The sequence below is a fragment of the Mesorhizobium sp. BH1-1-5 genome, from assembly GCF_020165615.1.
Lineage (GTDB): Bacteria > Pseudomonadota > Alphaproteobacteria > Rhizobiales > Rhizobiaceae > Mesorhizobium.
This window is the reverse complement of sequence record NZ_JAIUIM010000023.1, coordinates 39,776-66,241: the sequence shown is the minus strand read 5'-3', so window position 1 is coordinate 66,241 and position 26,466 is coordinate 39,776. Positions and strand designations below refer to the sequence as shown.

General features: G+C 64.2%; 29 protein-coding genes and 1 pseudogene. 20 read left to right on the top strand and 10 right to left on the bottom strand.

Annotation, left to right across the window (positions count from 1 at the left end):
* Position 1: 1 nt before the first annotated feature.
* From LB572_RS26085 to LB572_RS26075, 3 genes are all read left to right on the top strand, one after another.
* Positions 2 to 922 (top strand): pirin family protein, encoded by a 921-nt coding sequence (locus LB572_RS26085; RefSeq protein ID WP_140809604.1) that lies wholly within the window; start codon positions 2 to 4, stop codon positions 920 to 922.
* Between the two features lie 127 nt (positions 923 to 1,049).
* A complete protein-coding gene (dxs, locus tag LB572_RS26080; RefSeq protein WP_140809606.1) occupies positions 1,050 to 2,957 on the top strand; it encodes a 1-deoxy-D-xylulose-5-phosphate synthase in 1,908 nt (635 codons plus the stop codon).
* Positions 2,958 to 3,165: 208 nt separating this feature from the next.
* A complete protein-coding gene (locus tag LB572_RS26075; RefSeq protein ID WP_224669759.1) occupies positions 3,166 to 3,456 on the top strand; it encodes a hypothetical protein in 291 nt (96 codons plus the stop codon).
* Between the two features lie 96 nt (positions 3,457 to 3,552).
* Here the strand turns inward: LB572_RS26075 and LB572_RS26070 are convergent, their stop codons facing one another.
* Positions 3,553 to 3,954, bottom strand: coding sequence for a GFA family protein (locus LB572_RS26070; protein WP_140809610.1), 402 nt, complete (start codon positions 3,952 to 3,954; stop codon positions 3,553 to 3,555).
* Positions 3,955 to 4,048: 94 nt separating this feature from the next.
* On the opposite strand from LB572_RS26070, the gene LB572_RS26065 reads away from it, so the two are divergent.
* The 3 genes from LB572_RS26065 to LB572_RS26055 all read left to right on the top strand — a co-directional run bounded on the left by LB572_RS26065 (position 4,049) and on the right by LB572_RS26055 (position 8,475).
* The gene (locus LB572_RS26065) at positions 4,049 to 4,816 is read left to right on the top strand and encodes a TlyA family RNA methyltransferase (RefSeq protein ID WP_224669758.1); all 768 of its coding nucleotides are present in this window, start codon (positions 4,049 to 4,051) and stop codon (positions 4,814 to 4,816) included.
* On the top strand, positions 4,813 to 6,054 hold the full coding sequence (locus LB572_RS26060; RefSeq protein ID WP_224669757.1) for a class I SAM-dependent RNA methyltransferase: 1,242 nt from the start codon (positions 4,813 to 4,815) through the stop codon (positions 6,052 to 6,054). The genes LB572_RS26065 and LB572_RS26060 overlap by 4 nt, the downstream gene beginning before the upstream one ends.
* A gap of 168 nt (positions 6,055 to 6,222) precedes the next feature.
* Complete coding sequence (locus LB572_RS26055) at positions 6,223 to 8,475, top strand: caspase family protein (protein ID WP_224669756.1); 2,253 nt, start codon at positions 6,223 to 6,225, stop codon at positions 8,473 to 8,475.
* A 142-nt stretch (positions 8,476 to 8,617) separates the two neighbouring features.
* On the opposite strand, the gene LB572_RS26050 is transcribed toward LB572_RS26055, so the two are convergent.
* The 6 genes and pseudogenes from LB572_RS26050 to LB572_RS26025 form a co-directional block, all read right to left on the bottom strand.
* Complete coding sequence (locus LB572_RS26050; RefSeq protein WP_224669755.1) at positions 8,618 to 9,289, bottom strand: transglutaminase-like cysteine peptidase; 672 nt, start codon at positions 9,287 to 9,289, stop codon at positions 8,618 to 8,620.
* A 139-nt stretch (positions 9,290 to 9,428) separates the two neighbouring features.
* Positions 9,429 to 10,137 (bottom strand): annotated as a pseudogene (locus tag LB572_RS34765) (NAD-dependent deacylase).
* Positions 10,138 to 10,196: 59 nt separating this feature from the next.
* Positions 10,197 to 10,394, bottom strand: a complete 198-nt coding sequence (locus LB572_RS26040) for a hypothetical protein (RefSeq protein ID WP_224669754.1) — start codon at positions 10,392 to 10,394, stop codon at positions 10,197 to 10,199.
* Between the two features lie 25 nt (positions 10,395 to 10,419).
* Positions 10,420 to 11,832 carry a metalloprotease TldD gene (tldD, locus tag LB572_RS26035; RefSeq protein ID WP_140806724.1) on the bottom strand — a complete coding sequence of 471 codons (1,413 nt, stop codon included), beginning with the start codon at positions 11,830 to 11,832 and terminating at the stop codon, positions 10,420 to 10,422.
* A 163-nt stretch (positions 11,833 to 11,995) separates the two neighbouring features.
* Positions 11,996 to 12,463: a YbjN domain-containing protein gene (locus LB572_RS26030; RefSeq protein ID WP_224669753.1), complete on the bottom strand. Its 468-nt coding sequence runs from the start codon at positions 12,461 to 12,463 to the stop codon at positions 11,996 to 11,998.
* Between the two features lie 71 nt (positions 12,464 to 12,534).
* On the bottom strand, positions 12,535 to 13,074 hold the full coding sequence (locus LB572_RS26025; protein WP_140806726.1) for an invasion associated locus B family protein: 540 nt from the start codon (positions 13,072 to 13,074) through the stop codon (positions 12,535 to 12,537).
* Between the two features lie 328 nt (positions 13,075 to 13,402).
* Here LB572_RS26025 and coxB point away from each other — a divergent pair, with 328 nt between their 5' ends.
* The 13 genes from coxB (at position 13,403) to LB572_RS25960 (ending at position 23,713) form a co-directional block, all read left to right on the top strand.
* The gene (coxB, locus tag LB572_RS26020; protein ID WP_224669752.1) at positions 13,403 to 14,287 is read left to right on the top strand and encodes a cytochrome c oxidase subunit II; all 885 of its coding nucleotides are present in this window, start codon (positions 13,403 to 13,405) and stop codon (positions 14,285 to 14,287) included.
* 38 nt (positions 14,288 to 14,325) lie between these two features.
* Complete coding sequence (gene ctaD, locus LB572_RS26015; protein ID WP_140806728.1) at positions 14,326 to 15,978, top strand: cytochrome c oxidase subunit I; 1,653 nt, start codon at positions 14,326 to 14,328, stop codon at positions 15,976 to 15,978.
* Between the two features lie 71 nt (positions 15,979 to 16,049).
* Entirely contained in the window at positions 16,050 to 16,994 is a 945-nt protein-coding gene (locus LB572_RS26010; protein ID WP_140806729.1) for a heme o synthase, read from the top strand.
* Complete coding sequence (locus tag LB572_RS26005; protein WP_140806730.1) at positions 16,991 to 17,182, top strand: hypothetical protein; 192 nt, start codon at positions 16,991 to 16,993, stop codon at positions 17,180 to 17,182. The genes LB572_RS26010 and LB572_RS26005 overlap by 4 nt, the downstream gene beginning before the upstream one ends.
* Positions 17,182 to 17,811 carry a cytochrome c oxidase assembly protein gene (locus LB572_RS26000; protein WP_140806731.1) on the top strand — a complete coding sequence of 210 codons (630 nt, stop codon included), beginning with the start codon at positions 17,182 to 17,184 and terminating at the stop codon, positions 17,809 to 17,811. Before LB572_RS26005 ends, LB572_RS26000 begins: the two co-directional genes overlap by 1 nt.
* 1 nt (position 17,812) lies before the next feature.
* Positions 17,813 to 18,694, top strand: a complete 882-nt coding sequence (locus tag LB572_RS25995; RefSeq protein WP_140806732.1) for a cytochrome c oxidase subunit 3 — start codon at positions 17,813 to 17,815, stop codon at positions 18,692 to 18,694.
* A 136-nt stretch (positions 18,695 to 18,830) separates the two neighbouring features.
* On the top strand, positions 18,831 to 19,337 hold the full coding sequence (locus LB572_RS25990) for a L,D-transpeptidase family protein (protein ID WP_140806733.1): 507 nt from the start codon (positions 18,831 to 18,833) through the stop codon (positions 19,335 to 19,337).
* Between the two features lie 14 nt (positions 19,338 to 19,351).
* Positions 19,352 to 19,738: a DUF983 domain-containing protein gene (locus LB572_RS25985; RefSeq protein ID WP_140806734.1), complete on the top strand. Its 387-nt coding sequence runs from the start codon at positions 19,352 to 19,354 to the stop codon at positions 19,736 to 19,738.
* Entirely contained in the window at positions 19,735 to 20,490 is a 756-nt protein-coding gene (locus LB572_RS25980) for an SURF1 family protein (RefSeq protein ID WP_224669751.1), read from the top strand. The genes LB572_RS25985 and LB572_RS25980 overlap by 4 nt, the downstream gene beginning before the upstream one ends.
* Positions 20,491 to 20,565: 75 nt before the next feature.
* Positions 20,566 to 21,570, top strand: coding sequence for a 4-hydroxy-3-methylbut-2-enyl diphosphate reductase (ispH, locus tag LB572_RS25975; RefSeq protein WP_140806735.1), 1,005 nt, complete (start codon positions 20,566 to 20,568; stop codon positions 21,568 to 21,570).
* Positions 21,571 to 21,576: 6 nt separating this feature from the next.
* The gene (locus LB572_RS25970) at positions 21,577 to 22,539 is read left to right on the top strand and encodes a homoserine kinase (protein ID WP_140806736.1); all 963 of its coding nucleotides are present in this window, start codon (positions 21,577 to 21,579) and stop codon (positions 22,537 to 22,539) included.
* Complete coding sequence (gene rnhA, locus LB572_RS25965) at positions 22,536 to 23,081, top strand: ribonuclease HI (RefSeq protein WP_224669750.1); 546 nt, start codon at positions 22,536 to 22,538, stop codon at positions 23,079 to 23,081. Before LB572_RS25970 ends, rnhA begins: the two co-directional genes overlap by 4 nt.
* A 41-nt stretch (positions 23,082 to 23,122) precedes the next feature.
* Positions 23,123 to 23,713 carry a histidine phosphatase family protein gene (locus LB572_RS25960; RefSeq protein WP_224669749.1) on the top strand — a complete coding sequence of 197 codons (591 nt, stop codon included), beginning with the start codon at positions 23,123 to 23,125 and terminating at the stop codon, positions 23,711 to 23,713.
* Positions 23,714 to 23,716: 3 nt separating this feature from the next.
* On the opposite strand, the gene LB572_RS25955 is transcribed toward LB572_RS25960, so the two are convergent.
* From LB572_RS25955 to LB572_RS25945, 3 genes are all read right to left on the bottom strand, one after another.
* Entirely contained in the window at positions 23,717 to 24,193 is a 477-nt protein-coding gene (locus LB572_RS25955; RefSeq protein WP_224669748.1) for a DUF2938 domain-containing protein, read from the bottom strand.
* Positions 24,193 to 24,675, bottom strand: coding sequence for a peroxiredoxin (locus tag LB572_RS25950; protein WP_140806740.1), 483 nt, complete (start codon positions 24,673 to 24,675; stop codon positions 24,193 to 24,195). Before LB572_RS25950 ends, LB572_RS25955 begins: the two co-directional genes overlap by 1 nt.
* Before the next feature lie 142 nt (positions 24,676 to 24,817).
* Entirely contained in the window at positions 24,818 to 25,624 is an 807-nt protein-coding gene (locus tag LB572_RS25945; RefSeq protein ID WP_224669747.1) for a protein-disulfide reductase DsbD domain-containing protein, read from the bottom strand.
* Between the two features lie 126 nt (positions 25,625 to 25,750).
* Here LB572_RS25945 and LB572_RS25940 point away from each other — a divergent pair, with 126 nt between their 5' ends.
* Positions 25,751 to 26,359 carry a YqgE/AlgH family protein gene (locus LB572_RS25940; protein WP_112095931.1) on the top strand — a complete coding sequence of 203 codons (609 nt, stop codon included), beginning with the start codon at positions 25,751 to 25,753 and terminating at the stop codon, positions 26,357 to 26,359.
* Positions 26,360 to 26,466: the final 107 nt, after the last annotated feature.

Genomic DNA, 26,466 nt, shown 5'->3' with positions numbered 1-26,466 from the left:
CATGAGCTTCTTTCCGGGAAACGATCCTGAACCCGGCGATGCCTTCGCCTGCGATCAGATCGAACTGATGGTCATTCCGAACGCCAAGGATATCGGCGGTTTCGAGGTGCGTCGCGCCTTGCCGACGGCAAAACGCCGTCTGGTCGGCCCGTTCATCTTCTTCGACCGCATGGGCCCGGCCATCCTGCGCGCCGGCCATGCGCTCGACGTGCGCCCGCATCCGCATATCGGCCTGTCCACCGTCACTTACCTGTTCGACGGCAAGATCAGGCATCGCGACTCGCTCGGCACCGAAATGGTGATCGCGCCCGGCGACGTGAACCTGATGACCGCCGGGCGCGGCATCGTCCATTCCGAGCGCACGCCGGAAGAACTGCGCGGCGCGCCGATGTCGGTCTCCGGCCTCCAGACCTGGCTGGCGCTGCCGGACGGCAAGGAGGAGATTGCTCCGGTTTTCGCCAACACCTCGATGGCCCGTCTGCCCGAGATCGATGCCGAGGGCGTCGGCGGCCGCGTCGTCATCGGCGAATTCTCAGGCCTGCGCTCGCCCGTGGCGACCGCTTCGGACACGCTTTATGCCGATCTGCGCCTGGTCGCCGGCGCCAGCGTGAAAATTCCGGCCGATGCCGAGGAGCGCGCCATCTACACGCTGGAAGGCGAAGTCTCGATCGCCGGCGATGTCTTTCCGGCCGAGCGGCTGCTGGTGTTCAAGCCAGGCGAGGAGATCGTCGTTTCCTCCGAGCGCGGCGCGCATTTCATGCTGTTCGGCGGCGCTTCGCTGGGTTCCAAGCGCTATATCTGGTGGAATTTCGTCTCGTCCTCGAAGGAACGCATCGAGCAGGCCAAGCAGGAATGGAAGACAGGCCGCTTCGATATCGTTCCTGGCGATGAGGAGGAGTTTATCCCGCTGCCGGAGGGCTAGGGATCGCTCAACCTCGCGTCACGGACACACATTTACATTCGCCCACCGGCGGCCTATTCCGGCGCATGATTATGGCGCAATTTGCTGGTAGCGCCGTGTTCGATCAATTGAGGTAGGACGCGCCCGAGTGAAGCCAGACACGCCGCTGCTCGATAAGGTCCGCATTCCGGCGGATCTGCGGACGCTTGATGAGAGCGCGCTGCCGCAGCTCGCGGCCGAGCTGCGTGCCGAGCTCATCGACGCCGTGTCGCAGACGGGCGGCCACCTCGGCGCCGGCCTCGGCGTCGTCGAGCTCACGGTTGCCCTGCACTATGTCTTCAACACTCCGGACGACCGGCTGATCTGGGACGTCGGCCACCAGGCCTATCCGCACAAGATCCTGACCGGTCGCCGCGATCGCATCCGCACGCTGCGCCAGGAAGGCGGCCTCTCCGGTTTTACCCGGCGCGCCGAGAGCGAATACGACCCGTTTGGCGCGGCACACTCCTCGACCTCGATCTCGGCCGGCCTCGGCATGGCCATGGGGCGCGACCTGTCGGGCGGCCGCAACAATGTGATTTCCGTGATCGGCGACGGATCGATGTCGGCCGGCATGGCCTTCGAGGCGCTGAACAATGCCGGCGCGCTCGATGCCCGGCTGATCGTCATCCTCAACGACAACGACATGTCGATCGCGCCGCCGACCGGCGCGATGAGCGCCTATCTGGCCAGGCTCGCCTCCGGCAAGGCCTATCTGGGCCTGCGCGATTTCGGCAAGAAGCTGACATCCTATCTCGGCAAGCGCGCCGACCGCGCCATCGCCCGCGCCGTCGAGCATGCGCGCGGCTACGTCACCGGCGGCACGCTGTTCGAGGAACTCGGTTTCTATCACATCGGCCCGATCGACGGGCACAATCTCGAACATCTGATCCCGGTGTTGAGGAACGTGCGCGACAACGGCAAAGGCCCGGTGCTGATCCATGTCGTGACCCAGAAGGGCAAGGGCTATGCGCCAGCGGAGGCCGCGGCCGACAAATATCACGGCGTCAACAAATTCGACGTCATCACCGGCGCGCAGGCCAAGGCGCCGGCCAATGCGCCCGCCTACACCAAGGTCTTCGCCGAGAGTCTGATCCAGGAAGCGCGCGAGGACGACCGCATCGTCGCCATCACCGCCGCCATGCCGAGCGGCACCGGCCTCGATCTGTTCGGCGAGGTGTTTCCGCAGCGGACCTTCGATGTCGGCATTGCCGAGCAGCATGCGGTGACCTTCGCAGCGGGGCTGGCCACCGAAGGCTACAAGCCCTTCGCCGCCATCTACTCGACGTTCCTGCAACGCGCTTACGACCAGGTCGTGCACGACGTAGCGATCCAGAAACTGCCGGTGCGCTTCCCGATCGACCGCGCCGGTTTCGTCGGCGCCGACGGCGCTACCCATTGCGGCGCTTTCGACACGACCTTCCTCACCACGCTGCCGGGCTTCGTCGTCATGGCCGCGGCCGATGAGGCGGAGCTTCGCCACATGGTGCGCACCGCCGCGTCCTATGATGACGGCCCGATCGCCTTCCGCTATCCGCGCGGCAACGGCGTCGGCGTCGACATGCCGGAGCGTGGCTCGGTGCTCGAAATCGGCAAGGGCCGCATCCTCAAGGAAGGGACGAAGGTCGCGCTGCTTTCCTTCGGCACGCGGCTGCAGGATTGCCTGTTGGCCGCCGAGGAACTTGGCGCCGCGGGCCTTTCCACCACCGTCGCCGACGCCCGCTTCGCCAAGCCGCTGGACGAGGATCTCATCCGGCGTCTCGCCCGTTCGCACGAAGTGCTGGTCACCGTGGAGGAGGGCGCTATCGGCGGCTTCGCCAGCCAGGTGCTGCATTTCCTCGCCCATGAAGGCCTGTTGGAAAGCGGCCTCAAGGTCCGCCCACTGGTGCTGCCGGACATCTTCACCGATCACGCCAAGCCGGAGAAGATGTATGCCGATGCCGGCCTGGACTCGGCCGGCATCGTGCACACGGTCTTCGCCGCTCTCGGCCGTGGCGTTCAGGCGCAGCGCGCCTGAATCAAAACTTCAAGACGCTGAATCGGTTTGCCGGCTTCCAGAAGCAATTCCAGCAAAAGTGTGCAGCGGTTTTGCGTCCGGAATTGCGTCAGTCTAAGATTGTAAGTATTTGTTAACGCTTACGTTTGGCGGTTCGCTTACCCTGTCTCTTGGCCGATTTTCAACGACGCCCTGCTAAGACCTTGGTCCTAGGCTGGGGGTTTGAACAATGAAGTCGTTCCTTTGCGGCATGGCCTTGCTGGTTGCCATGGCCGCGCCGGCGGCAGCCGAGACGCGCTACGACCGCAACCTTGAAAAGGCGGTGCTGGATATCGTCGCCGGCAAGATGGGCAACATCCGCGGCGCCTTCTCCTACAAGCAGGTTCCTCAACTCGTCGTGGTGCCGGACGTGACGGCGCCCCCCGCGCCGGCGCCCGTCGAGACGCCGCGCAAGGAAGCCTCCGGCAATGATGGCCTGGCACCGGCTGTCGAGCGCCGGGTTTCCCGCACCGTGTTCTAGAGCGGTCCGCCGTTTCACGGAAACGCCAAACCGCTCTATCCTTTCCTTTGACGCAATTCCGGACGGAAAACCGTTTCACACTTTTCCTGGAATTGCTCAGAACCACATATCGCGCACGCAGCGGCCGTCGCGCGGCAGGTCGTCGAAACTATCGAGACCGTCGAAATGGTCGATCGGCAGGTCGGCGACGTCCTGCGGCGGTGCCAGCCTGACATTGACGGCGATGCGCGTGCGGCCGCTCTTGCCTGAACGCAGGCCGCGCCAGGCGACCACGCAGGCGCAGGTTGGACAGAATAGGATCTCCAGCGCGGGTTCGGCCACCTCGGCGCGCGTGTAGGACTTCAGCGGCCCGGCGACGCGGAGGCGCTCGTCGACATAGTCATAAGCCCAGAGCGCGCCGTAGCGGCGGCAAAGCGTGCAATTGCAGGCGGTGATTCCGCCGGGATCGCCTTCCAGCGTCCAATGGGCCGCGCCGCAATGACAGGTCCCCTTCAGCATTGCCACCTCCACCTGTTGCCTCGGGCATTCTGCAGCCTGTCGCCCGATATTCAAACCCATTGCGTTCGCGCCCGGCTTTCGCCAATGAAGGCCGATGAACTCCCCTTTGCCAGCCAGCCAGCGCCAGCGGCTCGACGAATTGCTCGTCGGGCGCGGTCTGTTCGCCAGCCGCTCGCGCGCCCGCGACGCGATCGAGCGCGGCACGGTGACGGTCGACGGTGCCGTCGCCCGCAAGCCCGGCCAGCTTGTCGCGCCGGACTGCCTGGTCGCCATCGACGATCCGGCGCAGGCCTATGTGTCGCGCGCCGCGCTGAAGCTGATCGCCGGCCTCGACCATTTCGGCCTGGACCCTTCGGACTGCGAGGCGCTCGATATCGGCGCCTCGACCGGCGGCTTCACCCAGGTGCTGCTCGAGCGCGGCGCGGCGCACGTCACGGCGATCGATGTCGGCCACGGCCAGATGCATCCCGACATTGCCGGCGACCCGCGCGTGACAGTGATCGAAGGGCTGAACGCCCGCGATCTGAGGGCAGCCGATCTCGGCGGCCGCGTTCCCGACTTCCTTGTCTGCGACGTCTCCTTCATCTCGCTGAAGCTGGCGCTGCCGCCTGGGCTGGAACTGGCGGGCGAGGGCGCCGCGGCAATTCTCCTGGTCAAGCCGCAATTCGAGGCCGGGCGCGAGGCGATCGGCAAGGGCGGTCTGCTCAAGGATCCGGGCGATGCCGTGCGCATTGCCGGGACCCTGCGCGATTGGCTGGCCGGTATTCACGGCTGGCGGGTCCTCGGGCTGCACCCGTCGCCGATCGAAGGTGGCGACGGCAATCGCGAGTTCCTACTCGCCGCCGTGAAGGATGGGCGATGAGCACACGCTTGACGATCGCAAGGCTCGGTTCGCAGGGCGACGGCATCGCCAATGCCGAGGGCGGGGAGGTTTTCATCCCGTTCACGCTGCCGGGCGAAACCGTCACCGCCGCGCGCCAGAAGGACCGCGCCACGCTGATGTCGGTCCTGGAAGCATCGCCGCTCAGGATCGATCCGGCCTGCCGCCATTTCACCGAATGCGGCGGCTGCGCGCTGCAGCATTACGACGCCGACGCCTACCGGCAATGGAAGCGCGAGAAGGTCATGCAGGCGCTGAAAGCCAAGGGCATCGCATGCGATATCGCCGCGCTGGTGCCGTGCGCGCCGCACAGCCGCCGCCGCGTCACCTTCAGCGCCAGGCGCACCGAGGCCGGCATGCTGCTCGGCTTCGTGCGCGCGCTGTCCTCTGAGATCATCCCGATCGAGGAATGCCCGATCTCGCTGCCGGCGATCGTCGCGGCGCTCGATAAATTGCGGGCCCTGGCCGACCTAGTCTGCTCCACGCCGAAAGCGTTTCACATGACGGTTACCGTCACCGCTTCGGGCCTCGACATAGCTGTCCATGATGCCGGCAAGCTTGGCGACCACCAGCGCCGTATTGCCTCTAACTTCGTCATGGCCGAAGGCCTGGCGCGGCTTTCGGTCGATGGCGAGATCGTCGTCGAGCCGAAGAAGCCGGTGGTGCAGTTCGGATCGGTCGCGGTCGCGGTGCCGCCCGGCGCCTTCCTGCAGGCGACTGAGGCCGCCGAGCAGGCGATGGCTGGTCTTGTCGGCCAGCATCTGTCGCGCGCCAGGAAGGTCGCGGACCTGTTCGCCGGTTGCGGCAGCTTCGCACTGCGTCTTGGCGCGAAGTCGGAGGTTCATGCCGTCGAAGGCGATGCCGCGGCAATTGCAGCGCTTGACCGCGCCTACCGCTTCGCCACCGGCCTGAAGCGGGTGACCGCGGAACGCCGCGATTTGTTCCGCCGGCCGCTGACCTTCAAGGAGTTGAACGCCTTCGACGGACTGGTCTTCGATCCGCCGCGCGCCGGCGCCGAGGACCAGTCCAAGCAGATCGCGCGCTCCGAAGTGCCGCTGGTCGCCGCCGTCTCCTGCAACCCGGTGACGCTCGCGCGGGATTTGCGAATTCTCCTCGACGGCGGCTACGCGCTGAAGAGCGTGACGCCGATCGACCAGTTCCTGTGGTCGTCGCATGTCGAGGCCGTGGCCCTCTTGGAAAAGCCGAAGCGGCGGCGATAACTGACCCTGGCATGATCACATTTCGTTGAAGCCACCGCTTCCGGGCGCTTGCGCGCAAGCCGCCGGAATCGCGCCGCAAAGCCGCCTCTTTGCACCGTCTAGTCTGGATCCGCTGGAGGAGGGGAAGGGCCTCGACAGCGTCGGTTGCTCTTACAATGGTGGCCTGAAATGCGGATGCTCCGGAAATTCCTCGGTTTCTTCGCCCTCTTCCTTGTTGTCGCCGCCTCGGCGACCGGCGCGTTCGCGCAGCAGCAAAAGCGCCTCGCCTTCGTCATCGGCAATGCCGCCTATCCGTCGGGCGCGCTGGCAACACCGGCAAATGACGCCGGCCTCATCGCGCAGACCTTGCAGGCGGCCGGCTTCGACGTGGTCGGCGCCCGCGACGTCGATCAGGAATCGCTGCGCGGCGCCTATCGCGATTTCCTGGCAAAAGTTTCTGCCGCCGGTCCCGACGCGATCGTCTTCGTCTACCTGGCAGGCCACGCCGCCCAGTTCGAGGGCGAGAACTATTTCCTGCCGGTCGACGCCAAGATCGCCAATCCGGCCGACGTGCCGATCCAGGCTGTGCGCGTTTCCGACCTCACCAGGCCGCTCGCCGCCCTGCCGACCAAGGTCAATATCATTGTGCTCGACGCGGCGCGGCCGAATGACTTCCCCCAGTCGGACCAGCCGTTGGCGGGTGGCCTCGCGCTGGTCGATCCCGATCCGAACATGCTGATCGCCTTCAACGCCGCGCCTGGCACGGCGGCGCCGGAAGGCAAGGGGCCTTATGGCGCCTACGCCCAGGCGCTCGCCGAGATGATGCGCGACGGTGGCCTGTCGCTCGAGGATCTGTTCGACCGCACGCGCCTGCGCGTCAACGAGGTGACGCAAGGCGCGCAGGTGCCGTGGGATGTCTCGAAGATCGACACGCCCTTCGTCTTCTTCGATCGCGCGCCGGACGCACCGGCGCCGAAGGTTTCGCAAGCCGAGTCCCAGGCCGATCGCACAAGGGAGATCCGCGACTTCGACGCCCATGACGCCTATGTCGCGGCGCTCGATCGCGACACGATGGGCGGCTACGAGGATTTCCTCGTCGCCTATCCGCATGATCCGATGGCCAAGCGCGTGCGCGCCATCATCGCAGCGCGGCGCGAGGCGATCACCTGGCGCCAGACCTGGATGCGCGACACGCCGGAGGCGTACTGGTCTTATCTGGAGCGCTATCCGCACGGCCCGCACGCCTGGGACGCGCGCCGCCGGCTCGAGCATTTCGATGCGGCATTCGAGCCGCCGCCGAGCTTCTCCGTCATCGTCTATGACGTGCCGCCGCCGCCGCCGGAGGAGATCGTCTATGTCGATCGTCCGGTGCTCTATTTCGACGATCCCGATTTCGATTTCGATCCGCCGCCGCCGGTCGCGGTGCTCTTCCTGCCGCCGCCTCCGCCGGATTTCGTGGTGCTGGCCCCACCGCCGCCGCCGATCGGCGTCTTCGTCCTGCCGAGCCCGGTCTTCGTGCCGATGCCGCGCTGGTTCAACCCGCCTCGTGATATCGTGCCGCCGCCGGACAACATCATCTTCAACAACATCCACAACACGACCGTCATCAACAACACGACGATCAACGAGAACGGCAATGCGCAAGGCGGCCTGACCACCGGCCAGCAGCTGACGGCCGGCGCGGTCGGGTTGGGGGCCGCCGCTTTGGCCACCAAGGTCGGGCTGCCGCCGCTGCTGCAGAAGCGGGCGGCGCTCCAGCAAGGCAAGCAGCCGGGCCTTGTGGCGCCATTGTCGAAGACGCTCGCGACCGAACATACCTTGCCGGGCGCCAACGGCAAGACACTGCCACTCGTCAACGGCAAGACCGTTCCGCTTGCCAACGGCAAGACGCTGCCGCTCGTCAATGGCAAGCCGGCGGTGGCGGACAGCCGCCTGAAGACGCTCGGCAAGCAGGGTGAGATCGTCACCGGGCAGGGCACCGGGGCGCAGACCGGCAAGGGTAAATTCCACAGGCTGCCGACCGTCAACGGCATGCCGGTCGCGAAGGGACCGAGCGTCCAGGACAAGCTCGGGAAGAACAACCCGGCGATCCTGTCCGATCAGAATGGCGGCAAACCGAAACGGTTTACCCGCAAGGACCTTGCCGCCGGCGCGGCCCTGGCCCCGAACGGGCAGGGCGCTGGTGGCGACAGCGGCAAGAAGTTCCACAAGCCGACCGGTATCGGTGGCGCACAGGCCGGCACCGAAGCCAATGTCCAGCACAACTTAAAGGTCAACAAGCCGAACGTGCAGGTGCTGTCCAGGCAGGAAAAGCCGCAATTCCATGCGCCGCCGAAGTTCCAAGTCCAGCAGCAGGAACGGCGCCTGGTGCAGCAGCCCAAGCAGCAGGGCAACAAGAGGCCGAGCTGCGGCCGCCCAGGCGAGCCGCCCTGCAAGCAATAGCCTGCCGCGGCCGAGGATGTCAGCTCTCGTTGATGGGCCGGGCTTTTCCCGGCCCATCGATCTCGCAAATCGGGGATCACCGGTCTGTGGCGCGCCAGCCGGCCCTCAAGCCGAGCCGCGCGGATTTTGAGGTGAGTTCAGCCTACGAGCTTGGAGACAGCCGTTTCGCCGTGCCGCCGCGCTGGTTGATCGAAACCCAGGTGTTCGGGTTCTGCTGCGACTGGCGCTTCAGGAAATAATAGCCGGTGGCGTTCCAGGGCCGGATCTCGTCGACCATATTGTCGAGGATCAAGTCGCCCTTGTCGGTCTTCACCGTCAGGATCGTATGGCCCTCATTGTTCAGGTCGCGCACCACCGTCATCAGCAGCGCCTGTCGGGGAAATCCGGCTTCCTGGAGAAGCTTGCGCTTGTAGAGCGCGTAGATCTTGCAATCGCCCTTGCCGTCCACCGGATAGTCCCAGTGATCCATCATCGTGCCCCAGTGATCGTAATTGCTGACCGGCTTGATGGAGCGGTTCGCCTTCTGGTTTATCCGCTTGAGGATGCTCATGTTCTGCGCGGTCAGCTTGACGCTCGTGGCGGGCAAGGCGGGAACCTTGCACTCTTTCGGCCGGCGATGACAGAAATCGACCCAGCCATATGGCACGCTGGTGCTGCCGCCGACGGTGGCGGAGCTTGCGGCGGGCTGCGTGGATATTCGCTTGAACCATGTCGACTGCGCGGCCGCTGGACTGACTGGCAGCGACGAGACGCCAACCAACGAAACAAGGCCAAGGAGGAGGGAAGAGGTCGGGACACCAGGAGATCGCTTCACTGCCAACACCACCGCAACGAGGAGACTGGCGACAGGCTAATGCGCAAACGCCGGCCCGGCCAATTAAACAATTAATAATGTCCTAACACGATTGTGTTCACTTCAAGGTGCAGGATGGGGCAGGCGGAAAGATCATCCGTCAGCCTGTGCCTGATAGGATGCGCCCGACGAAGGCGGGCACTACTTGCGTGGCAGGGCCTTCCAGTTGCTCGTCGAAACGGGAGGCCCAGCCGGCGCATTTCAGGTTGAGCTCGATTGTCAGGGCGCCGGCGGTGCGTGCCTCTTCCACGAAGCCGGCGGCCGGGTAGACGCTGCCGCTGGTCCCGATCGCCGCGAACATGTCACAGCCAGCGAGCGCTTCGGCGATCTCTTCCATGCGGTAGGGCATCTCGCCGAACCACACCACGTCCGGCCGCAGCCGTCCGCTGGCGCCGCAGGCGGGGCACGCGGAGTGGTCGGCGATGTCGTCGGCCCAGATGCTGCTTGCACCGCAATCCCGGCAAAGCGCGCGGCCGAGCTCGCCATGCATATGGATCAGATTCCCCGAGCCGGCGCGCTCATGCAGATCGTCGATGTTCTGGGTAACAAGAAGCACTTCGCCAGGAAGGGCCCTGCTCGAGCCTCGCCAGCGCTTCATGCGCGGCATTGGGCTCGACGTCGCCAAGCTGCCGCCTGCGCATATTGTAGAAATCCTGCACCTTGGCTGGATTGCGGGCGAAGCCCTGCGAGGTCGCGACCTCCTTGAGGTCGAACTTTGCCCAGACACCGTCAGGATCTCGGAACGTCGCGACACCCGATTCCGCTGAAATGCCTGCGCCAGTCAGGACGACGATCTTGGGTTTTGACATGATAGCACCGGCCCGAAGCCTATCGTTTTAGCGGATGCTACCGGAAGATGCCGACATGCTCAAACGCGAGCATGGCGCCGTGCTTCAGCGAGCACGCCTGCATCCATCTCTTTCAGTGTCTTCGGTGCGCCCTTGGATGGCAGGGACCCAAAAACATCCTTCGGTTGCGTCGGCGAAAACGCCGGCGCGAGCTTTGACAGCACTCCGCGTGGCCTCTTGGTCAAGACGATCACCATGAGTTTTTCAGAAAGCGACATCCTGGCCTTCCCTGCGTTCAGGCGCTCAAACCCTGGTGCCGCCCACCGTCATCTGGTTCATCCTGAGATGCGGCTGGCCGACGCCGACTGGCACGCCCTGTCCGGCCTTGCCGCACATGCCGATGCCGTTGTCGAGCTGCATGTCGTTGCCGATCATGCTGACGCGGTGCATGGCGTCCGGTCCGTTGCCGATCAGCATCGCGCCCTTGATCGGCTGCGTCACCTTGCCGTTCTCGATCATGTAGGCCTCGGTGCAGCCGAACACGAACTTGCCCGAGGTGATGTCGACCTGGCCGCCGCCGAAGGAAACGGCGTAGATGCCGTTCTTGACCGAGGCGATGATCTCGTCCGGCTCCCTGTCGCCGGAAGTCATGTAGGTGTTGGTCATGCGCGGCATCGGCTGGTGCGCATAGCCTTCGCGGCGGCCGTTGCCGGTGGCCTTCATGCCCATCAGCCGGGCGTTCTGGCGGTCCTGCATATAGCCGACCAGTTTACCGTCCTCGATCAGCACGTTGCGCGCCGAAGGCGTCCCTTCGTCGTCGACGGTGAGCGAGCCGCGCCGCTCGGGGATGGTGCCGTCGTCGACCACGGTGACGCCTTTCGCCGCCACTTGGCTACCCATCAGGCCGGCGAAGGCCGATGTCTTCTTGCGGTTGAAGTCGCCTTCGAGCCCGTGGCCGACCGCCTCGTGCAGCATCACGCCCGGCCAGCCGCTGGACAGCACGATGTCGAACGTGCCCGCCGGCGCTGGAACCGCTTCCAGATTGACCAGCGCCTGCCGCAGCGCCTCGGATGCGGCGTGCTTCCAGCTTTCCTCGCCGACGAACTCGCCAAAACTCTTGCGGCCGCCCATGCCGTATGAGCCGCTCTCCTGCCGGTCACCGCTGCCGACCACGACCGACACGTTGATCCTGACCAGCGGGCGGATGTCGCGCACGATCTGGCCGTCGCCGCGCACGATCTCGACATGCTGCCACGAGGCGGCGAGCGAGGCCGTCACCTGGCGCACGCGCGGATCCTTCGCCCGCAGCCAGCCGTCGATCTCCTGCAACAGCTTGGCCTTGGCCTCGAAGGAAGGCGAGGGGATCGGGTTTTCGTCGCCATAGAGGTGGCGGTTGGTGCGGGCGGGCGCGCCGGCGAGCTGGCCGGAATAGCCGCCCTTGACCGCCGAGACGGCATCGGCCGCGCGCTTGAGCGAGGCTTCGGAGAGGTCGCTCGAATGCGCATAGCCGCTGGCCTCGCCGGCCACGGCGCGCAGGCCGAATCCCTGGTCGGTGTTGAAATTGGCCGTCTTAAGCCGGCCATTGTCGAACATCAGCGCTTCGCTCTCGCTGTATTCGAGGAACAGCTCGCCGTCGTCGGCGCCCTTGATGGTCTCGGTGACGATCTCCTTGACGCGATCGTCGGAAATGTCGAATTGGCCGATCAGGCTGTTCATGGCAAATCCATTCGTGGAAACAAATCGTTCTAGAGCATGATGCCGAAAAGTGTGAAGCGGTTTTCGGACGACATCATGCTCTATCTCCTTGATATGGGAGATGTAGGCGCGAAGTCGCCGTCAGACAATCGCCAACGCGATCATAGCGGCGATTGCGCCGCCATCACTTGCCGCTGACGAAGTCCTTGATGTTGCCGGCCATCGCGTTCCAGTTGGAAAACTGCTCCTCGAGATTGGCCCTGGTGATGCCGCCGGCGAAGCTGACATCCATCTTGAAATTCGAGCCGTCGCCCGCATAGGCCTTCACCCAGCGATACTTCTTGTTCCAGGCGTTGGCCTGCTCCTCGGTCAGCGGGTCGGTGTAGCCTGTCGAGAATTGCAGCGACTTGCAGTTCTCGTGGTCCTCGCAGCCATAGAAATAGACTGCGTATTTGACGCCGTCGATCCGCCCGGAAATCATCGGATCGCCATTGTCGTCCTTGTCCATCCTGGCCGATCCGAAGCCCTTGGCGATATCGAGGATCGCCGTCGGGTCGGGCTTCTGGAGGATTTCGGCATCCTCGGCCCGTGCGACCGAAACCGTGCCGGCCAACGCCAGACCGGTTATGAAAGCGGATAGGTTCGCGCGCATCGAGCCTCCTGGCTGCCAACGCGCATTCGCCACCGGACCTCAGCGTGCAGAGCGGCGCATGGGCAAGAAGATCAAGGTAGGGCGGCGAAGCCTTCCGCAAAGCCCTTGAGGTCGACAGGGATGCCGATGCCTTCCTCGGGCGTCTGGAAGACGATGAAGGTAGCGGAAGTGCCGCTCTTCAGCGTGTCGAGCAGCGGCTTTTCGAGGATGACCTCGGCATAGCAGCCGTCCTGGAAGCAGCGCACGAAATAGGCGCGGCCGATATCCTTGCCGTCGACATTGAGGCCGAGGCCGTTGGGCAAGAGCACGCCGAGCGGCGCCAGCACGCGCAGGATCTCGGCCTTGTTGTCGGCGGTGCGCAGCACCACGACCGAAAGCCCCATTTCAGGGCGGTCCTCGGCGACGACGTTCTGCATCATCACGCATTGCTCGGAGGTAGCACCTGCAGGCGTATCGCAGATGATCGACCACGCGCCATGCGTCGACTTCACCGTGCCGCTTGGCGGCGAGGCGTTGTTCGGCGAGGCAGCGGCGCCAACGGCTACGCCGACACCGAGCACGGCGACGGCAAGGACGACCTTCGCCAAGGTTCTCGAAAGCCAGGAAGTCATAACGGCTCCATTGCGAATCACGGCACTTTAAGCCGCGCCGGGGCCAAGTAAAGGACGAGACCGCCGCCGGTCCGCCCCGATACCGGCAATTCCATGCTTTTCCAAAGCAAATTCGCCCGAATTGCGACCGCCCGGCCCATAGCATGGCGGTGGCCGAACACGGCCTCCGGCTTGCGCGCAAAAATGCCGCACGGTTTCCTCCGCTCCTTTCTTGCGGAGGGAAATAGAGTATGGTTTGAACCACCCTAGGGACAGACCGGGATTCCCAATCCCGGCATCGTCCGTTATTGGTGCGATCAGATCGTGGGAAGTGGGAGACGAGAGGGCGATGAGGAAATTCCTGGCAAGCGCTGAATTCTTGGCAGGTGCGGCAGCTTCGGCCGTGCTCTTCTCCAGTGCGGCGGCTCGTGCCGACCAGCCGCGGGAATGGGAGGTGACCTTCCAGGCTCCCGCGACCGACATGATGCGGCAGATCGAGCGGTTCGGGAACTACACGATGTGGTTCATCGTCCCGATAACCATCCTCGTGCTGCTGCTGCTGCTGGTCTGCATCGTCAAGTTCCGCGCAAGCGCCAATCCGGTACCGTCCAAGACCAGCCACAACACGCTGATCGAAGTGATCTGGACGGTCGGGCCGGTGATCGTGCTGTTGCTCATCGCCATTCCCTCCTTCCAACTCCTCACCGCGCAGTACACGCCGCCGGAAGAAGCAAAGCTCACCGTCAAGGCGACCGGCAACCAGTGGAACTGGGACTACGAATACCAGGTCGACAAGACCTTCTCCTTCAACTCGGCTATCCTCCAGGACGGCGACCGCGCCAAGGCCGGCAAGGAAGATCGCGCCCTCTATCCGCGCCTGCTGGCGGTCGACAACGAGCTGGTCGTGCCGGTCAACACCATGACGCGCGTGCTGATCACCGCCACCGACGTCATCCATTCCTTCGCCATGCCGTCCTTCGGCATCAAGATGGACGCGGTGCCCGGCCGCACCAACGAGACTTGGTTCAAGGCCGAGAAAGAAGGCCTCTATTATGGCCAGTGCTCGCAGCTCTGCGGCAAGGACCATGCCTTCATGCCGATCGCGATCCGCGTCGTCTCCGAGGCGCAGTTCAAGACCTGGCTGGCGACGGCCGAGACCGACGTGCCCGGCGCCAACAAGGCGCTGATGGCCGAGATCGATGGTACCAATAAGGTAGCGGCCGCCGGCAACTGATGTCGCGGGTTAGCAAGAATTAGGGAACGGAGCGGAACATGGCAGAGGCTGCAGCTCACGACGATCACGACCACAAGCCCTATCATGGCTGGGTCCGGTGGGTGTACTCCACCAACCACAAGGATATCGGCACGCTCTACCTGATCTTCGCGATCTGCGCCGGCATCATCGGCGGCGCGCTTTCGGTCGTCATCCGCATGGAGTTGCAGGAGCCGGGCATCCAGATTTTCACCGGTCTGGCGCAGATGGTCTATGGCATGAACGGCGATGCCGCCATCGACGGCGGCAAAAGCATGTACAATGCCTTCGGCACCGCGCACGCGCTGATCATGATCTTCTTCATGGTCATGCCAGCGCTGATCGGCGGCTTCGCCAACTGGATGGTGCCGATCATGATCGGCGCGCCGGACATGGCCTTCCCGCGCATGAACAACATCTCCTTCTGGCTTCTGCCGCCGGCCTTCTTCCTGCTGCTGGCCTCGCTGTTCATGCCGAGCGCGCCCGGCGCCTTTGGCGTCGGTGGCGGCTGGACGCTTTATCCGCCGCTTTCGACATCGGGCCAGCCTGGCCCTGCGATGGATCTGGCGATCCTGTCGATCCACATCGCCGGCGCTTCGTCGATCCTCGGCGCCATCAACTTCATCACCACCATCTTCAACATGCGCGCGCCGGGCATGACGCTGCACAAGATGCCGCTATTTGCCTGGTCGGTGCTGGTCACCGCCTTCCTGCTCTTGTTGTCACTGCCGGTGCTGGCGGGCGCCATCACCATGCTGCTCACCGACCGCAATTTCGGCACCTCCTTCTTCGTGCCGGACAATGGCGGTGACCCGATCCTCTTCCAGCACCTGTTCTGGTTCTTCGGCCATCCCGAGGTGTACATCCTGATCCTGCCTGGCTTCGGCATCATAAGCCATATCGTCTCGACCTTCTCGAAGAAGCCCGTCTTCGGCTATCTCGGCATGGCCTATGCCATGGTCGCGATCGGCGCCGTCGGCTTCATCGTCTGGGCGCACCACATGTACACGACCGGCCTGTCGCTCGACACGCAGCGTTACTTCGTGTTCGCCACCATGGTCATCGCGGTGCCGACGGGTGTGAAGATATTTTCCTGGATCGCCACCATGTGGGGCGGCTCGATCTCCTTCAAGCCGCCGATGCTGTGGGCGCTGGGCTTCATCTTCCTGTTCACAATCGGTGGCGTGACCGGCGTTCAGCTCGCAAATGCCGGCCTCGACCGCTCGCTGCACGACACCTATTTCGTCATCGCGCACTTCCACTATGTGCTGTCGCTGGGCGCCGTGTTCGCGATCTTCGCCGGCTGGTACTACTGGTTCCCGAAGATGACCGGCTACATGTATTCGCCAGTCATCGCCAACACCCACTTCTGGGTCACCTTCGTCGGCGTCAACCTGATCTTCTTCCCGCAGCATTTCCTCGGCCTTGCCGGCATGCCGCGCCGCACGATCGACTATCCCGACGCGTTTGCCGGCTGGAACTATGTCTCGTCCATCGGCTCCTACATCTCGGCGGTCGGCGTCCTGATCTTCCTTTACTGCGTCTTCGAGGCCTTCCAAAAGAAGCGGGTCGCAGGCGCCAATCCGTGGGGCGAGGGCGCCACGACGCTTGAATGGCAGCTGCCTTCGCCGCCGCCGTTCCACCAGTGGGAACAGCTGCCGAAGATCAAGTAGGCGCTGCCCGAAATACGAGACCGCCGGCCCGCCGGCGGTCTTGGCCAACGGAATAACGGACTTAAGTACGCATGGCCCTTGCTGACGACAGATTGATGGAGGACGCGGGCTTTCGCATATCGGAAGCGACCGCGGGCGATTTCTTCGCCCTGTTGAAACCGCGCGTCATGTCGCTGGTCGTCTTCACAGCCTTTGTAGGCCTGATCGCGGCGCCCGTCGCCATCAACCCGCTGATAGCGATGGTCGCCATCCTGGCGATCGCCATCGGCGCAGGCGCCTCGGGCGCTCTCAACATGTGGTACGACGCCGACATTGACGCGGTGATGACCAGGACTGCCAGCCGTCCTGTGCCGGCCGGCCGCGTCTCGCCGGGCGAGGCGCTGGGCTTCGGCCTGGTGCTTTCGGCGCTTTCGGTGATGACGCTCGGCGTGCTGGTCAACTGGCTGTCGGCATCGCTGCTTGCCTTCACCATCTTCTTCTACGCTGTCATCTACACCATGTGGCTGAAGCGCTGGACGCCGCAGAACATCGTCATCGGCGGCGCCGCCGGCGCCATCCCACCGGTGATCGGCTGGGCGGCAGTGACCGGATCGGTCAGCCTCGAAAGCGTGATCCTGTTCCTGATCATCTTCCTGTGGACGCCGCCGCATTTCTGGGCGCTGGCGCTGTTCAAGTCCGACGACTATGCCCGCGCCGGCATCCCGATGATGCCTAATGTCGCCGGCCACGCCTCGACGCGCCGCCAAATCTTCGCCTATGCGCTGATCTTGGCGCCTGTCGGCGTGCTGCCCTGGGTGCTCGGCTACACCACCGCCGGCTATGGCGTGGTTTCCGCTCTGCTAGGTCTAGGCTTCGCGTGGTATGCCTGGAAGGTGCTGGGCATGCGCGACGACGACCGCGCGATGAAGCCGGCAAAAGCGCTGTTTGCCTATTCGCTGCTCTATCTCTTCGCTATTTTCGCCGTCTATCTCGTCGACTGCGTGGTCGGGCGCGCCCTGATGATGGGGGGTGTATGATCGTGGCCGACAAGAAGCTCGAACTGGTGACGCTGACGGAACGCCAGCAGAAGGCGCGCCGCAACCGCTCCATTGCCATAGGTGTCGCGCTGGCGGCACTTGTCGTCATCTTCTATGCCGTCACCATCGTGCGCTTCGGCCACCACGGCGCCAGCCTGACATCGTCGGGTCTGTTGGGAGGCGGCTGATGAGCGGCGACTTGAGCAAGCCTCGCAAGGTCAACAGCAACGCGATCGTCGCGGCTGTCTGCCTTGCCTTCTTCACCGGCATGGTCGGCATGGCCTATGCAGCGGTGCCGCTCTACAAGATGTTCTGCCAAGTGACCGGTTATGGCGGCACCACGCGGCGCGCCGAGAAGCAATATGCCGGCCGCGTGCTCGACCGCGACATCACCATCCGCTTCGATGCCAACACCAACGGCATTCCGTGGCAGTTCGAGCCCGTCGCCCGCTCGGTGACGATCAAGATCGGCGCGACGGCGCAGGCGCATTACAGCGCCACCAACAAGTTCGACCGCACCATCACCGGCCGCGCCTCGTTCAACGTGCAGCCGGAGATGGCCGGCGCCTATTTCAACAAGGTGGAGTGCTTCTGCTTCACCGACACGACACTGAAGCCCGGCGAGACGCTGGACATGCCGGTCGTGTTCTATGTCGATCCAGACATCGTCAACGTGCCGGAACTCAAGGACTTGAAGACCATCACCCTGTCCTACACGATGTTCCCGGTCGAAAAGAAACAGCCGGTCGCCTCGTCGGCGCCGGCCGCTGGCAGCAGCAACAAAGTTCCAGATTCCGAAGCAAGCCTCGGGGGTTGATATGGCAGACGCGCACGCAAAACCACAACACGACTACCATCTCGTCAATCCCAGCCCGTGGCCTTTCCTGGGCTCGATCGGCGCGCTGATCACCGCCATCGGCGGCGTCTGCCTGATGCAGTATCTGAAGGCTGGCGACTTCCCGGTGTTCGGCCACAACATCGCCAATCCGTGGCTGTTCTTCATCGGCATGATCATCGTGCTCTACACGATGTTCGCCTGGTGGTCCGACACCATCAAGGAAGCGCATGAGGGTCACCACACGCGCGTCGTGTCGCTGCACCTGCGCTACGGCATGATCATGTTCATCGCCTCCGAGGTGATGTTCTTCGTCGCCTGGTTCTGGGCCTTCTTCGACGCCAGCCTGTTCCCAGGCGAAGCCTCTCAATATGCCCGCGCCGCCTTCACCGGCGGCGTCTGGCCGCCGAAGGGCATGGAGGTCCTCGACCCCTTCCACCTGCCGCTCTACAACACCATCATCCTGCTTTTGTCGGGCACGACGGTGACCTGGGCGCACCACGCGCTGCTGCATGGCGACCGCAAGGGCCTGATCAACGGCCTGGTGCTGACCGTTGGCCTCGGCATGCTGTTCACCATGGTGCAGGCCTACGAGTACATGCATGCGCCCTTCGCGTTCAAGGATTCGATCTACGGCGCCACCTTCTTCATGGCGACCGGCTTCCATGGCTTTCATGTCATCATCGGCACCATCTTCCTGCTGGTCTGCCTGGTGCGCGCGATGCGCGGCGACTTCACGCCGAAGCAGCATTTCGGTTTCGAGGCGGCTGCCTGGTATTGGCACTTCGTCGACGTGGTCTGGCTGTTCCTGTTCAGCGCGATCTATGTCTGGGCCTCGAACGGCGCGATGATCGAAGGTCACTGATAAAAAGCAATTCCGGGAAAAGCGCGTAGCGATTTTCCCGGAATTGCGTTCAGCAGTTTTTCAGGAATTTCGAGGGCGGTCGCGGCGACGCGGCCGCCTTCTTCTTTTCGGCGCAATGGCCGGCCATCGGTAGGTCATGTGGGCGCGAATTCCCTTGGCTGTATGCGCGTATCTGATCGCGACGTCTCCGGTACAGGAGCCGGATGTGTTACCTGCGCAAAAGGTCGATCTGGTACGGGTCGAGAAATCGCAACGGCAATTGCAATTGATCGGCGGCGACAAAATCCTGCGCAGCTACAGCATCGCGCTGGGCGGCCATCCTGTCGGCCACAAGCATCGCGAGGGCGACGAGCGAACGCCGGAAGGCCGCTATGTGCTCGACTGGCGCAATCCCAACAGTGTCGCCTACAAGTCGATCCACATCTCCTATCCCAACATTGACGATGCCGCGGAGGCAAAGGCCCGCGGCGTCGATCCTGGCGGCTTGATCATGATCCACGGCCAGCCGGATGGCTTCGGCCGGCTGGGCTGGCTGCTTCAAATGGTCGACTGGACCGACGGTTGTATTGCCGTTACGAACTCCGATATGGATGAAATCTGGACAATGGTGGCCGACGGCACACCGATCGAGATCATTGAATGAGCGAAGATCATTAGATGAGTGAAGATAAGGCGATCTGGCCACCCATCGATCCGATCTCGGCCGGCCTGCATGGCCGCTGTCCGCGCTGCGGCGAAGGCAAGCTGTTTTCGGGTTTCCTCACCGTCGGCAAGCGCTGCTACAATTGCGGGCTCGACTATTCCTTCGCCGATGCGGGCGACGGACCGGCCGTGTTCGTCATCCTGATCATCGGCTTCGTCGTCGTCGGCCTCGCATTGTGGATGGAGGTGACGTTCAATCCGCCGCTCTGGCTGCACTTTATGGTGTGGATACCGCTGGCGCTGGTGCTGTGTCTGACGGCGCTGCGCCTGATCAAGGGCGTGCTGATCACCTTGCAGTATTCGAAGAAGGCCTCCGAGGGCAGGCTGGATTCCAGCGAATGAGCGAGACGACCAGTTTGGTTGGCGGCCGTTCACGGCCCCGCACGGCGTTGGTGCTTGGCCTCGGCCTTGTCCTGTTCGCGGTCCTGATCGGGCTCGGCACCTGGCAGGTCCAGCGCCTGCACTGGAAGGAAGGCCTGCTCGCAACCGTCGACAAGCGCGCGCATTCCGCACCGTTGCCGCTGGCCGACGTCGAGAAGGAATTCGCCGCTTCCCATGATGTCGATTACACGCCGGTGACGGTGACCGGCACTTTCCTGCATCAGGGCGAACGGCATTTCTTTTCCACCTGGCAAGGTGACAGCGGCTTCAACGTCTACACCCCCCTGCAGCTCGAGAATGGCCGCTTCGTGCTCGTCAACCGCGGCTTCGTTCCCTACGACCTCAAGGATCCGGCCAAGCGCAAGCAGGGCGAGGTTGCCGGCAAGGTTACGGTGACCGGGCTCGCCCGCAATCCGCTGCCCGCAAAGCCGTCGATGATGCTTCCCGACAACGATGTCGCCAAGAACATCTTCTATTGGAAGGACCGCGATGCCATGGCGGCGAGCGCCGGTCTGCCGGCGGGGTTTGTGCTGGTGCCGTTCTTCATCGATGCCGACAAGACGCCGAACCCGGGCGGCCTGCCGGTCGGCGGCGTCACCATCATCGACCTGCCGAACAACCATTTGCAGTATGCCGTCACCTGGTACGGGCTGGCCGCGGCGCTCGCGGCCGTGCTGATCCTGAGACTCCGCCGCCCGGCGAAAGAGCAGTGAGCGCCGCCGCTCTTGACAGGGCAGGGGTGCGCACCTCATTTCGCCTGAAGCTTTCCGACTAAACCGGCCGCATTCATGACCCAGAAAAAGCCCCCGCTGACGATCAGGCTCTGCCAGCCGCGCGGCTTCTGCGCCGGCGTCGACCGCGCCATCCAGATCGTCGTGCTGGCGCTGAAGAAATACGGCGCGCCGGTCTATGTCCGCCACGAGATCGTGCACAACCGCTACGTCGTCGAAGGGCTGCAGAGCCTGGGCGCCGTCTTCATCGAGGAACTGTCCGAGATCCCGCCCGAGCATCGCCAGTCGCCCGTTGTGTTTTCCGCGCATGGCGTGCCGAAGTCGGTGCCGGCGGACGCCGAGGCGCGCAATCTCTTCTACCTCGATGCCACGTGCCCGCTCGTGTCCAAGGTGCACAAGCAGGCGATGCGCCACCAGCGGCTCGGCCGCCATGTGCTTTTGATCGGCCACGCCGGGCACCCGGAAGTGATCGGCACGATGGGCCAATTGCCGGAGGGCGCCGTGACGCTGATCGAGACCGAGGCCGATGCGGCGCGCTTCGTGCCGGTCGACGCTTCGGCACTCGGCTTCGTCACCCAGACGACCTTGTCGGTCGAGGACACAGCCGGCATCATCCGGGCCCTCCAGGAGCGCTTTCCCGAACTGCACGCGGCCGCGGCCGAATCGATCTGCTACGCCACCACCAACCGCCAGGAAGCGGTGAAGGAGACGGCGGCGGGCGCCGATCTTTTCCTCATCGTCGGCGCTCCCAATTCGTCCAACTCGCGTCGCCTTGTCGAAGTGGCGGAGCGTGCGGGCGCCACGATGTCGCTTCTCGTGCAGCGCGCCGCCGAAATTCCGTGGGATGAGATCGCCGGGATCAGGACGCTCGGCCTGTCGGCCGGCGCCTCGGCGCCGGAAATCATCGTCGACGAGATCATCGACGCGTTCCGGCAGCGCTTCGACGTCACCATCGATCTGGCCATCACGGCCACGGAAACGGAGGACTTTCCGGTAATGCGGGTGTTGCGCGATGTCGAACTGACGGCGGCCGACATGGCCTTCGTCAATGGAGCGGCGTGAAACCGGATGGCCGTCTACACCGATGTCAACGAGAACGAACTCAGTGCGTTCCTGAAAGCCTATCCGGTTGGCGAGCTGCTCTCCTACAAGGGCATCGCCGAAGGCACCGAGAATTCCAATTTCCTGGTCCACGCCTCGACCGGCTCCTACATCCTGACGCTCTATGAAAAGCGCGTCGACAAGGCCGACCTGCCGTTCTTTCTCGGCCTGATGGGCCATCTCGCCAGGAAGGGCATTTCCTGCCCGCTGCCGGTCACCGCGCATGACGGCACCGTCATCGGCACGCTCGCCGGCCGTCCAGCCGTCATCATCACCTTCCTCGAAGGCCTGTCGCTGAGGCGCCCGACGGCTGCGCATTGCGCGGAAGTCGGCAAGGCGCTCGCCAGCCTTCATCTCGCCGGCCAGGATTTCCTGATGAGAAGGCCGAACGCGCTGGCGATCGACGGCTGGCGTAAGCTGTGGGACGCCTCGCGCGATCGTGCCGACGAGGTCGAGCCGGGCCTGGCGGCCGAGGTCGACGCCGACTTCGCCGATTTCGAGCGCAACTGGCCGGCCGGCCTGCCGCAGGGCATCATCCACGCCGACCTGTTCCCGGACAACGTCTTCTTCCTCGGCGAAAAACTGTCGGGGCTAATCGACTTCTATTTCGCCTGCGACGACCTCTACGCCTACGATGTGGCCACCTGCCTCAACGCCTGGTGCTTCGAGAAGGATTTTTCCTTCAACCTGACCAAGGGGGCGGCGCTGCTGGCCGGCTACCAGTCGGTGCGGCCGCTTTCGAGCGACGAGAAGGCCGCGCTGCCGATGCTGGCGCGCGGCTCGGCGCTGCGCTTTATGCTGACCAGGCTCTATGACTGGCTGACCATTCCAGATGGCGGCCTGGTGATGAAGCGCGATCCGACCGAATATATCCGCCGCATGCGATTCCATCGAGCAATCCGATCGCCATCCGAATACGGGCTGACATGACCAAGCAGGTTGAAATCTTCACCGACGGCGCCTGTTCGGGCAATCCTGGGCCCGGCGGCTGGGGCGCCATCCTTCGCTTCAACGGCAAGACCAAGGAATTGTCCGGCGGCGAGGCCGAGACGACTAACAACCGCATGGAATTGCTGGCGGCCATATCGGCGCTGAATGCGCTGAAGGAGCCTTGCGCCGTCGAGCTGCACACCGACAGCAAATACGTCATGGATGGCATTTCCAAATGGATCCATGGCTGGAAGAAGAACGGCTGGAAGACCGCCGACAAGAAGCCGGTGAAGAATGGCGAGCTCTGGCAGGCGCTCGACGAAGCCAACCGGCGCCACAAGGTGACCTGGAACTGGGTCAAGGGCCATGCCGGCCATCCCGAGAACGAGCGCGCCGACGGGCTCGCGCGCGAAGGCATGGCGCCGTTCAAGAAGGGCTCGGCTGCCCCTGCAACGCCGAAGCCGGCAGCGGCGCCGAAGCCGGCCGCGGCGGCAAGGCAGCCCGTGACCCCAAGGGCACGGCGCTCCACCCAGAGCTATTGATTTCGGCGGGCTCGCCTGCACTCTGGCCGGAGAAGCATGTCGTGCCGATAGCCTATTACATCACACACCCGCAGGTGCGCATCGATGCCGGCGTTCCCGTGCCTCAATGGGGATTGTCCGACATCGGCAGGGCGAGGGCTGTCGCGATGCTCGGCCAGCCATGGATCGGCTCGATCAGGCGCGTGGTCTCGTCCGCCGAACGCAAGGCGACCGCAACCGCGGAAATCCTGGCGCAGCATCTCGGTCTTGTTGTCGAGATGCGCGAGCGGATGCACGAGAACGACCGGTCGGCAACGGGCTTCCTGCCGCCGCCGGAATTCGAGGCGGTTGCCGACCAGTTCTTCGCCAAGCCGCATGAGAGCATCCGAGGCTGGGAAAGGGCGATAGACGCCAAGCAACGCATCATGGGCGAGGTCGATGCGGTGCTTGCGGCCGGTGAATCCGACATCGCCTTCGTCGGCCATGGCGGTGTCGGCACGCTGTTGCTCCTCCATCTCAGTGGACGGGAAATCAGCCGTATCGCGGATCAGCCGGCGGGCGGCGGCAACTACTTCGCCTTTGACATTGAGGCGCGCCGCATCCTCCACGGCTGGCGGCCGATCGACGAACCAGCGCCGCATCACGACATTTGATCGTCACCGGATCAGCAGCGCCGTCGAGAACATGCCGAGCGCGAACACCGTGTGCGCCATGAGGTTGAGCGCGCGCGCCTTCGTCGGATTGGGGAGCTTGGATGCCGCCCAGCCGGCGCCCATGCCCGGCGCCAGCAGGAACCAGCCGGCTCCGACGGTGACGATGCCGAGGATGAAGGCAGGCAGGAAGGTCGGCGCCGCCAGCCAGCCCGCCCCGGCGAGCACCACCAGGATCACGCCGTAGAGGATGCCGACCAGATAGTGGAAGGCCCAGCCCAGCGCCCTTTCATGCGCATAGGGCGCGGCCTTGCCGATATCGTCGTGGAATACCTTCTCGGGCAGATGCCGGACCCAGCGGCCGACCATGCCCCAATTGGGCAAGGGCTGGCCGATCGCCTTGTTGAGGACGATCGCCCAGATATCCATGAACACCGTGGCGCCGATGCCGATCGCCACCGCGCGCCAGACGACGTCGAGCATCAGAGCTGCTCGAGGATCTTGGCGGCGCCGCTCTCGTTGACGCCAGGCTTTGTCTCGACATTGAGCGCGGTGACCTTGCCGTCGTCGACGATCATCGAAAACCGCTTGGAGCGCAGGCCCATGCCGGCTGCGGAAAGATCGTTGTCGAGCCCCACGGCCTTGGCGAAATCGCCGCTGCCATCGGCGAGATAGAGGATCTTGCCTTCGCCGCCGGAGAAGCGCGCCCAAGCACCCATGACATGCACGTCGTTGACCGAGACGACGGCGATCGTGTCGACGCCGCGCGCCAGAATGGCGTCATGGTTTTCCAAGTAACCCGGCAAATGGTTGTTGCTGCAGGTCGGCGTGAAGGCGCCGGGGACGCCGAACAGCACCACCTTCTTGCCAGCAAAGATCTCGTTGCCCTTGATATCCTTCGCACCATCGGCGGTCATCGTCTTGAAGGTCACGTCGGGCAGTTTTTCGCCAACCGAAATGGTCATGGGGAGCCTCGTTTGGGGGAGATGGGAAGGACTGACGCCTTCGATATCGGACTGCGCGGCTGCCAGCAACCTCTCACAGCAAGTCCAGGAAAAGTGCGCGGCGGTTTTCCGTCCGGAATTGCGGCTAAGAAGCACCGCTGGATCAAGGGAAAGGCAGCAGCCCGTCCACCGAACCCTCGGCGCTGGTCAGCGTGTAGTAGAGCCCGCCATCGGTCGGCGTTGCCGAGGGCCGGTCGAGGATCGGCACGGTGAAGACGAGCTTGCCGTCCTTCTCGCTGCGAACCGGCGCGCCGAACATGTAGTCGCGCTCGCCGGCGATGAAGAAATCGACGGATTCCGGATCGCCGGGCGACTGCGCCTGGACGACAAGGGTCTCGTGGTCGCCGGGCAGCACGCTGATGCCGAAATCGGACCGGGCCGGGGAGGGCAGCGTCGCGAGCGCGGTTTTCACCAATGCGGCGTCGGTCGCGTTGTCCGGATCGGAGCTGGGATCGACGCTGAGCTGGGTCTGCACCGGGATGCAAATCGTCTCGCAGATGCCGAGGAAGACATGGGCGTCGATGGTCGCCGGCTGGCCGGGCGAAGACAGCGTGAAGGTCACTGGCAGCGACACCGGACGATCGTAGCCGGCCCATTTGCCGTAGCCGTCGTCATGCCGCCGTGGCGGCGGGAACGACAATTGGGCGTCGGCGATGTTGGTGCTGCCGGATATGTCGAGCTGCGGCGGCACGCCTGCATCGCCCGGATCGCGCCAATAGGTCTTCCAACCGGGCTTCAACGCGATGTCGAGCACGCCGTGGACCTTGCCGGCATCGTCGGGCTTACCGGTGGTCACCAGCCGAACCTTGCCGCCCTCACTGTTGTACCAGACCGAGGAGGAGGCCTCGGCCGGGAGGCTTGCAGCCCACCCCAAAACGACGCCGAGAACCAGTATTTTCATGTATCGCATGGCGGTGATTTGACCGTCCGTTCTTGGCCGCGCAATGACTTCGTCGCTCTCCCGGTATCATATTTGCGTTACATCGGGGACTGGCACCATCTTTTCGGCGCTGCCGAAACGCGTTACGCTCAAGCCATGGACTTGCTGCGCCACAAGAAGGCGGCCGCCGGACGCGGCTTCCTCGACGACCAGTTCCTGATTGCCATGCCTGGCATGAAGGACGACCGTTTCGCGCGCTCCGTCATCTACATCTGCGCCCACAGCGACGAGGGCGCGATGGGGCTGATCATCAACCAGACGCAGCAGATGCTGTTTCCGGACCTGCTTGTGCAGCTCGGCATCATGAACGAGCAAGAAGCGATCCGCCTGCCGGCGCATACGCGCGATTTCGTCGTGCGCAATGGCGGGCCGGTCGACCGCAGCCGCGGCTTCGTGCTGCACTCGGGCGATTATCGCGTGGAATCCTCGCTCAACGTCTCCGACGACATCTGCCTGACCGCGACCGTCGACATCCTGCGCGCCATCTCCACCGGCCGCGGCCCGCGCCATGCGCTGATGGCGCTCGGGTATTCCGGCTGGGGCGCCGGCCAGCTCGAAACGGAGATCGCCGAGAATGGCTGGCTCACCTGTCCGGCGACGCCCGAGCTTCTCTTCGACACCGACATCGAGCGCAAATACGACCGCATCCTGGCTTCGATCGGCATCGACCTCGCCCATTTGAGCGCCGCCGCGGGGCACGCTTGACCTAACGAGCCGACGCAGAGGCCGTTTCGAAATTCGCTCCTGCGAGTCATACGGTGGTGATTTCGAGAACCGGAGCGGAGCGTACTTAAGGTACGTGAGCACCGGAA

Bases quoted from the DNA above. Each gene is read 5' to 3' on its own strand.
- LB572_RS25945 (WP_224669747.1), bottom strand. From the start codon at position 25,624: ATGCGATACATGAAAATACTGGTTCTCGGCGTCGTTTTGGGGTGGGCT.
- coxB (WP_224669752.1), top strand. From the start codon at position 13,403: ATGAGGAAATTCCTGGCAAGCGCTGAATTCTTGGCAGGTGCGGCAGCT.
- LB572_RS25990 (WP_140806733.1), top strand. From the start codon at position 18,831: ATGTGGGCGCGAATTCCCTTGGCTGTATGCGCGTATCTGATCGCGACG.
- LB572_RS25970 (WP_140806736.1), top strand. From the start codon at position 21,577: ATGGCCGTCTACACCGATGTCAACGAGAACGAACTCAGTGCGTTCCTG.
- LB572_RS26010 (WP_140806729.1), top strand. From the start codon at position 16,050: ATGGCCCTTGCTGACGACAGATTGATGGAGGACGCGGGCTTTCGCATA.
- LB572_RS26000 (WP_140806731.1), top strand. From the start codon at position 17,182: ATGAGCGGCGACTTGAGCAAGCCTCGCAAGGTCAACAGCAACGCGATC.
- LB572_RS26005 (WP_140806730.1), top strand. From the start codon at position 16,991: ATGATCGTGGCCGACAAGAAGCTCGAACTGGTGACGCTGACGGAACGC.
- LB572_RS26070 (WP_140809610.1), bottom strand. From the start codon at position 3,954: ATGCTGAAGGGGACCTGTCATTGCGGCGCGGCCCATTGGACGCTGGAA.
- LB572_RS26040 (WP_224669754.1), bottom strand. From the start codon at position 10,394: ATGTCGCTTTCTGAAAAACTCATGGTGATCGTCTTGACCAAGAGGCCA.
- LB572_RS25940 (WP_112095931.1), top strand. From the start codon at position 25,751: ATGGACTTGCTGCGCCACAAGAAGGCGGCCGCCGGACGCGGCTTCCTC.
- LB572_RS25955 (WP_224669748.1), bottom strand. From the start codon at position 24,193: ATGCTCGACGTCGTCTGGCGCGCGGTGGCGATCGGCATCGGCGCCACG.
- tldD (WP_140806724.1), bottom strand. From the start codon at position 11,832: ATGAACAGCCTGATCGGCCAATTCGACATTTCCGACGATCGCGTCAAG.
- rnhA (WP_224669750.1), top strand. From the start codon at position 22,536: ATGACCAAGCAGGTTGAAATCTTCACCGACGGCGCCTGTTCGGGCAAT.
- LB572_RS26060 (WP_224669757.1), top strand. From the start codon at position 4,813: ATGAGCACACGCTTGACGATCGCAAGGCTCGGTTCGCAGGGCGACGGC.
- LB572_RS26085 (WP_140809604.1), top strand. From the start codon at position 2: ATGAGCTTCTTTCCGGGAAACGATCCTGAACCCGGCGATGCCTTCGCC.
- LB572_RS26025 (WP_140806726.1), bottom strand. From the start codon at position 13,074: ATGACTTCCTGGCTTTCGAGAACCTTGGCGAAGGTCGTCCTTGCCGTC.
- LB572_RS25995 (WP_140806732.1), top strand. From the start codon at position 17,813: ATGGCAGACGCGCACGCAAAACCACAACACGACTACCATCTCGTCAAT.
- LB572_RS25980 (WP_224669751.1), top strand. From the start codon at position 19,735: ATGAGCGAGACGACCAGTTTGGTTGGCGGCCGTTCACGGCCCCGCACG.
- ctaD (WP_140806728.1), top strand. From the start codon at position 14,326: ATGGCAGAGGCTGCAGCTCACGACGATCACGACCACAAGCCCTATCAT.
- LB572_RS25950 (WP_140806740.1), bottom strand. From the start codon at position 24,675: ATGACCATTTCGGTTGGCGAAAAACTGCCCGACGTGACCTTCAAGACG.
- ispH (WP_140806735.1), top strand. From the start codon at position 20,566: ATGACCCAGAAAAAGCCCCCGCTGACGATCAGGCTCTGCCAGCCGCGC.
- LB572_RS26030 (WP_224669753.1), bottom strand. From the start codon at position 12,463: ATGCGCGCGAACCTATCCGCTTTCATAACCGGTCTGGCGTTGGCCGGC.
- LB572_RS26055 (WP_224669756.1), top strand. From the start codon at position 6,223: ATGCGGATGCTCCGGAAATTCCTCGGTTTCTTCGCCCTCTTCCTTGTT.
- LB572_RS26075 (WP_224669759.1), top strand. From the start codon at position 3,166: ATGAAGTCGTTCCTTTGCGGCATGGCCTTGCTGGTTGCCATGGCCGCG.
- LB572_RS25985 (WP_140806734.1), top strand. From the start codon at position 19,352: ATGAGTGAAGATAAGGCGATCTGGCCACCCATCGATCCGATCTCGGCC.
- LB572_RS26065 (WP_224669758.1), top strand. From the start codon at position 4,049: ATGAACTCCCCTTTGCCAGCCAGCCAGCGCCAGCGGCTCGACGAATTG.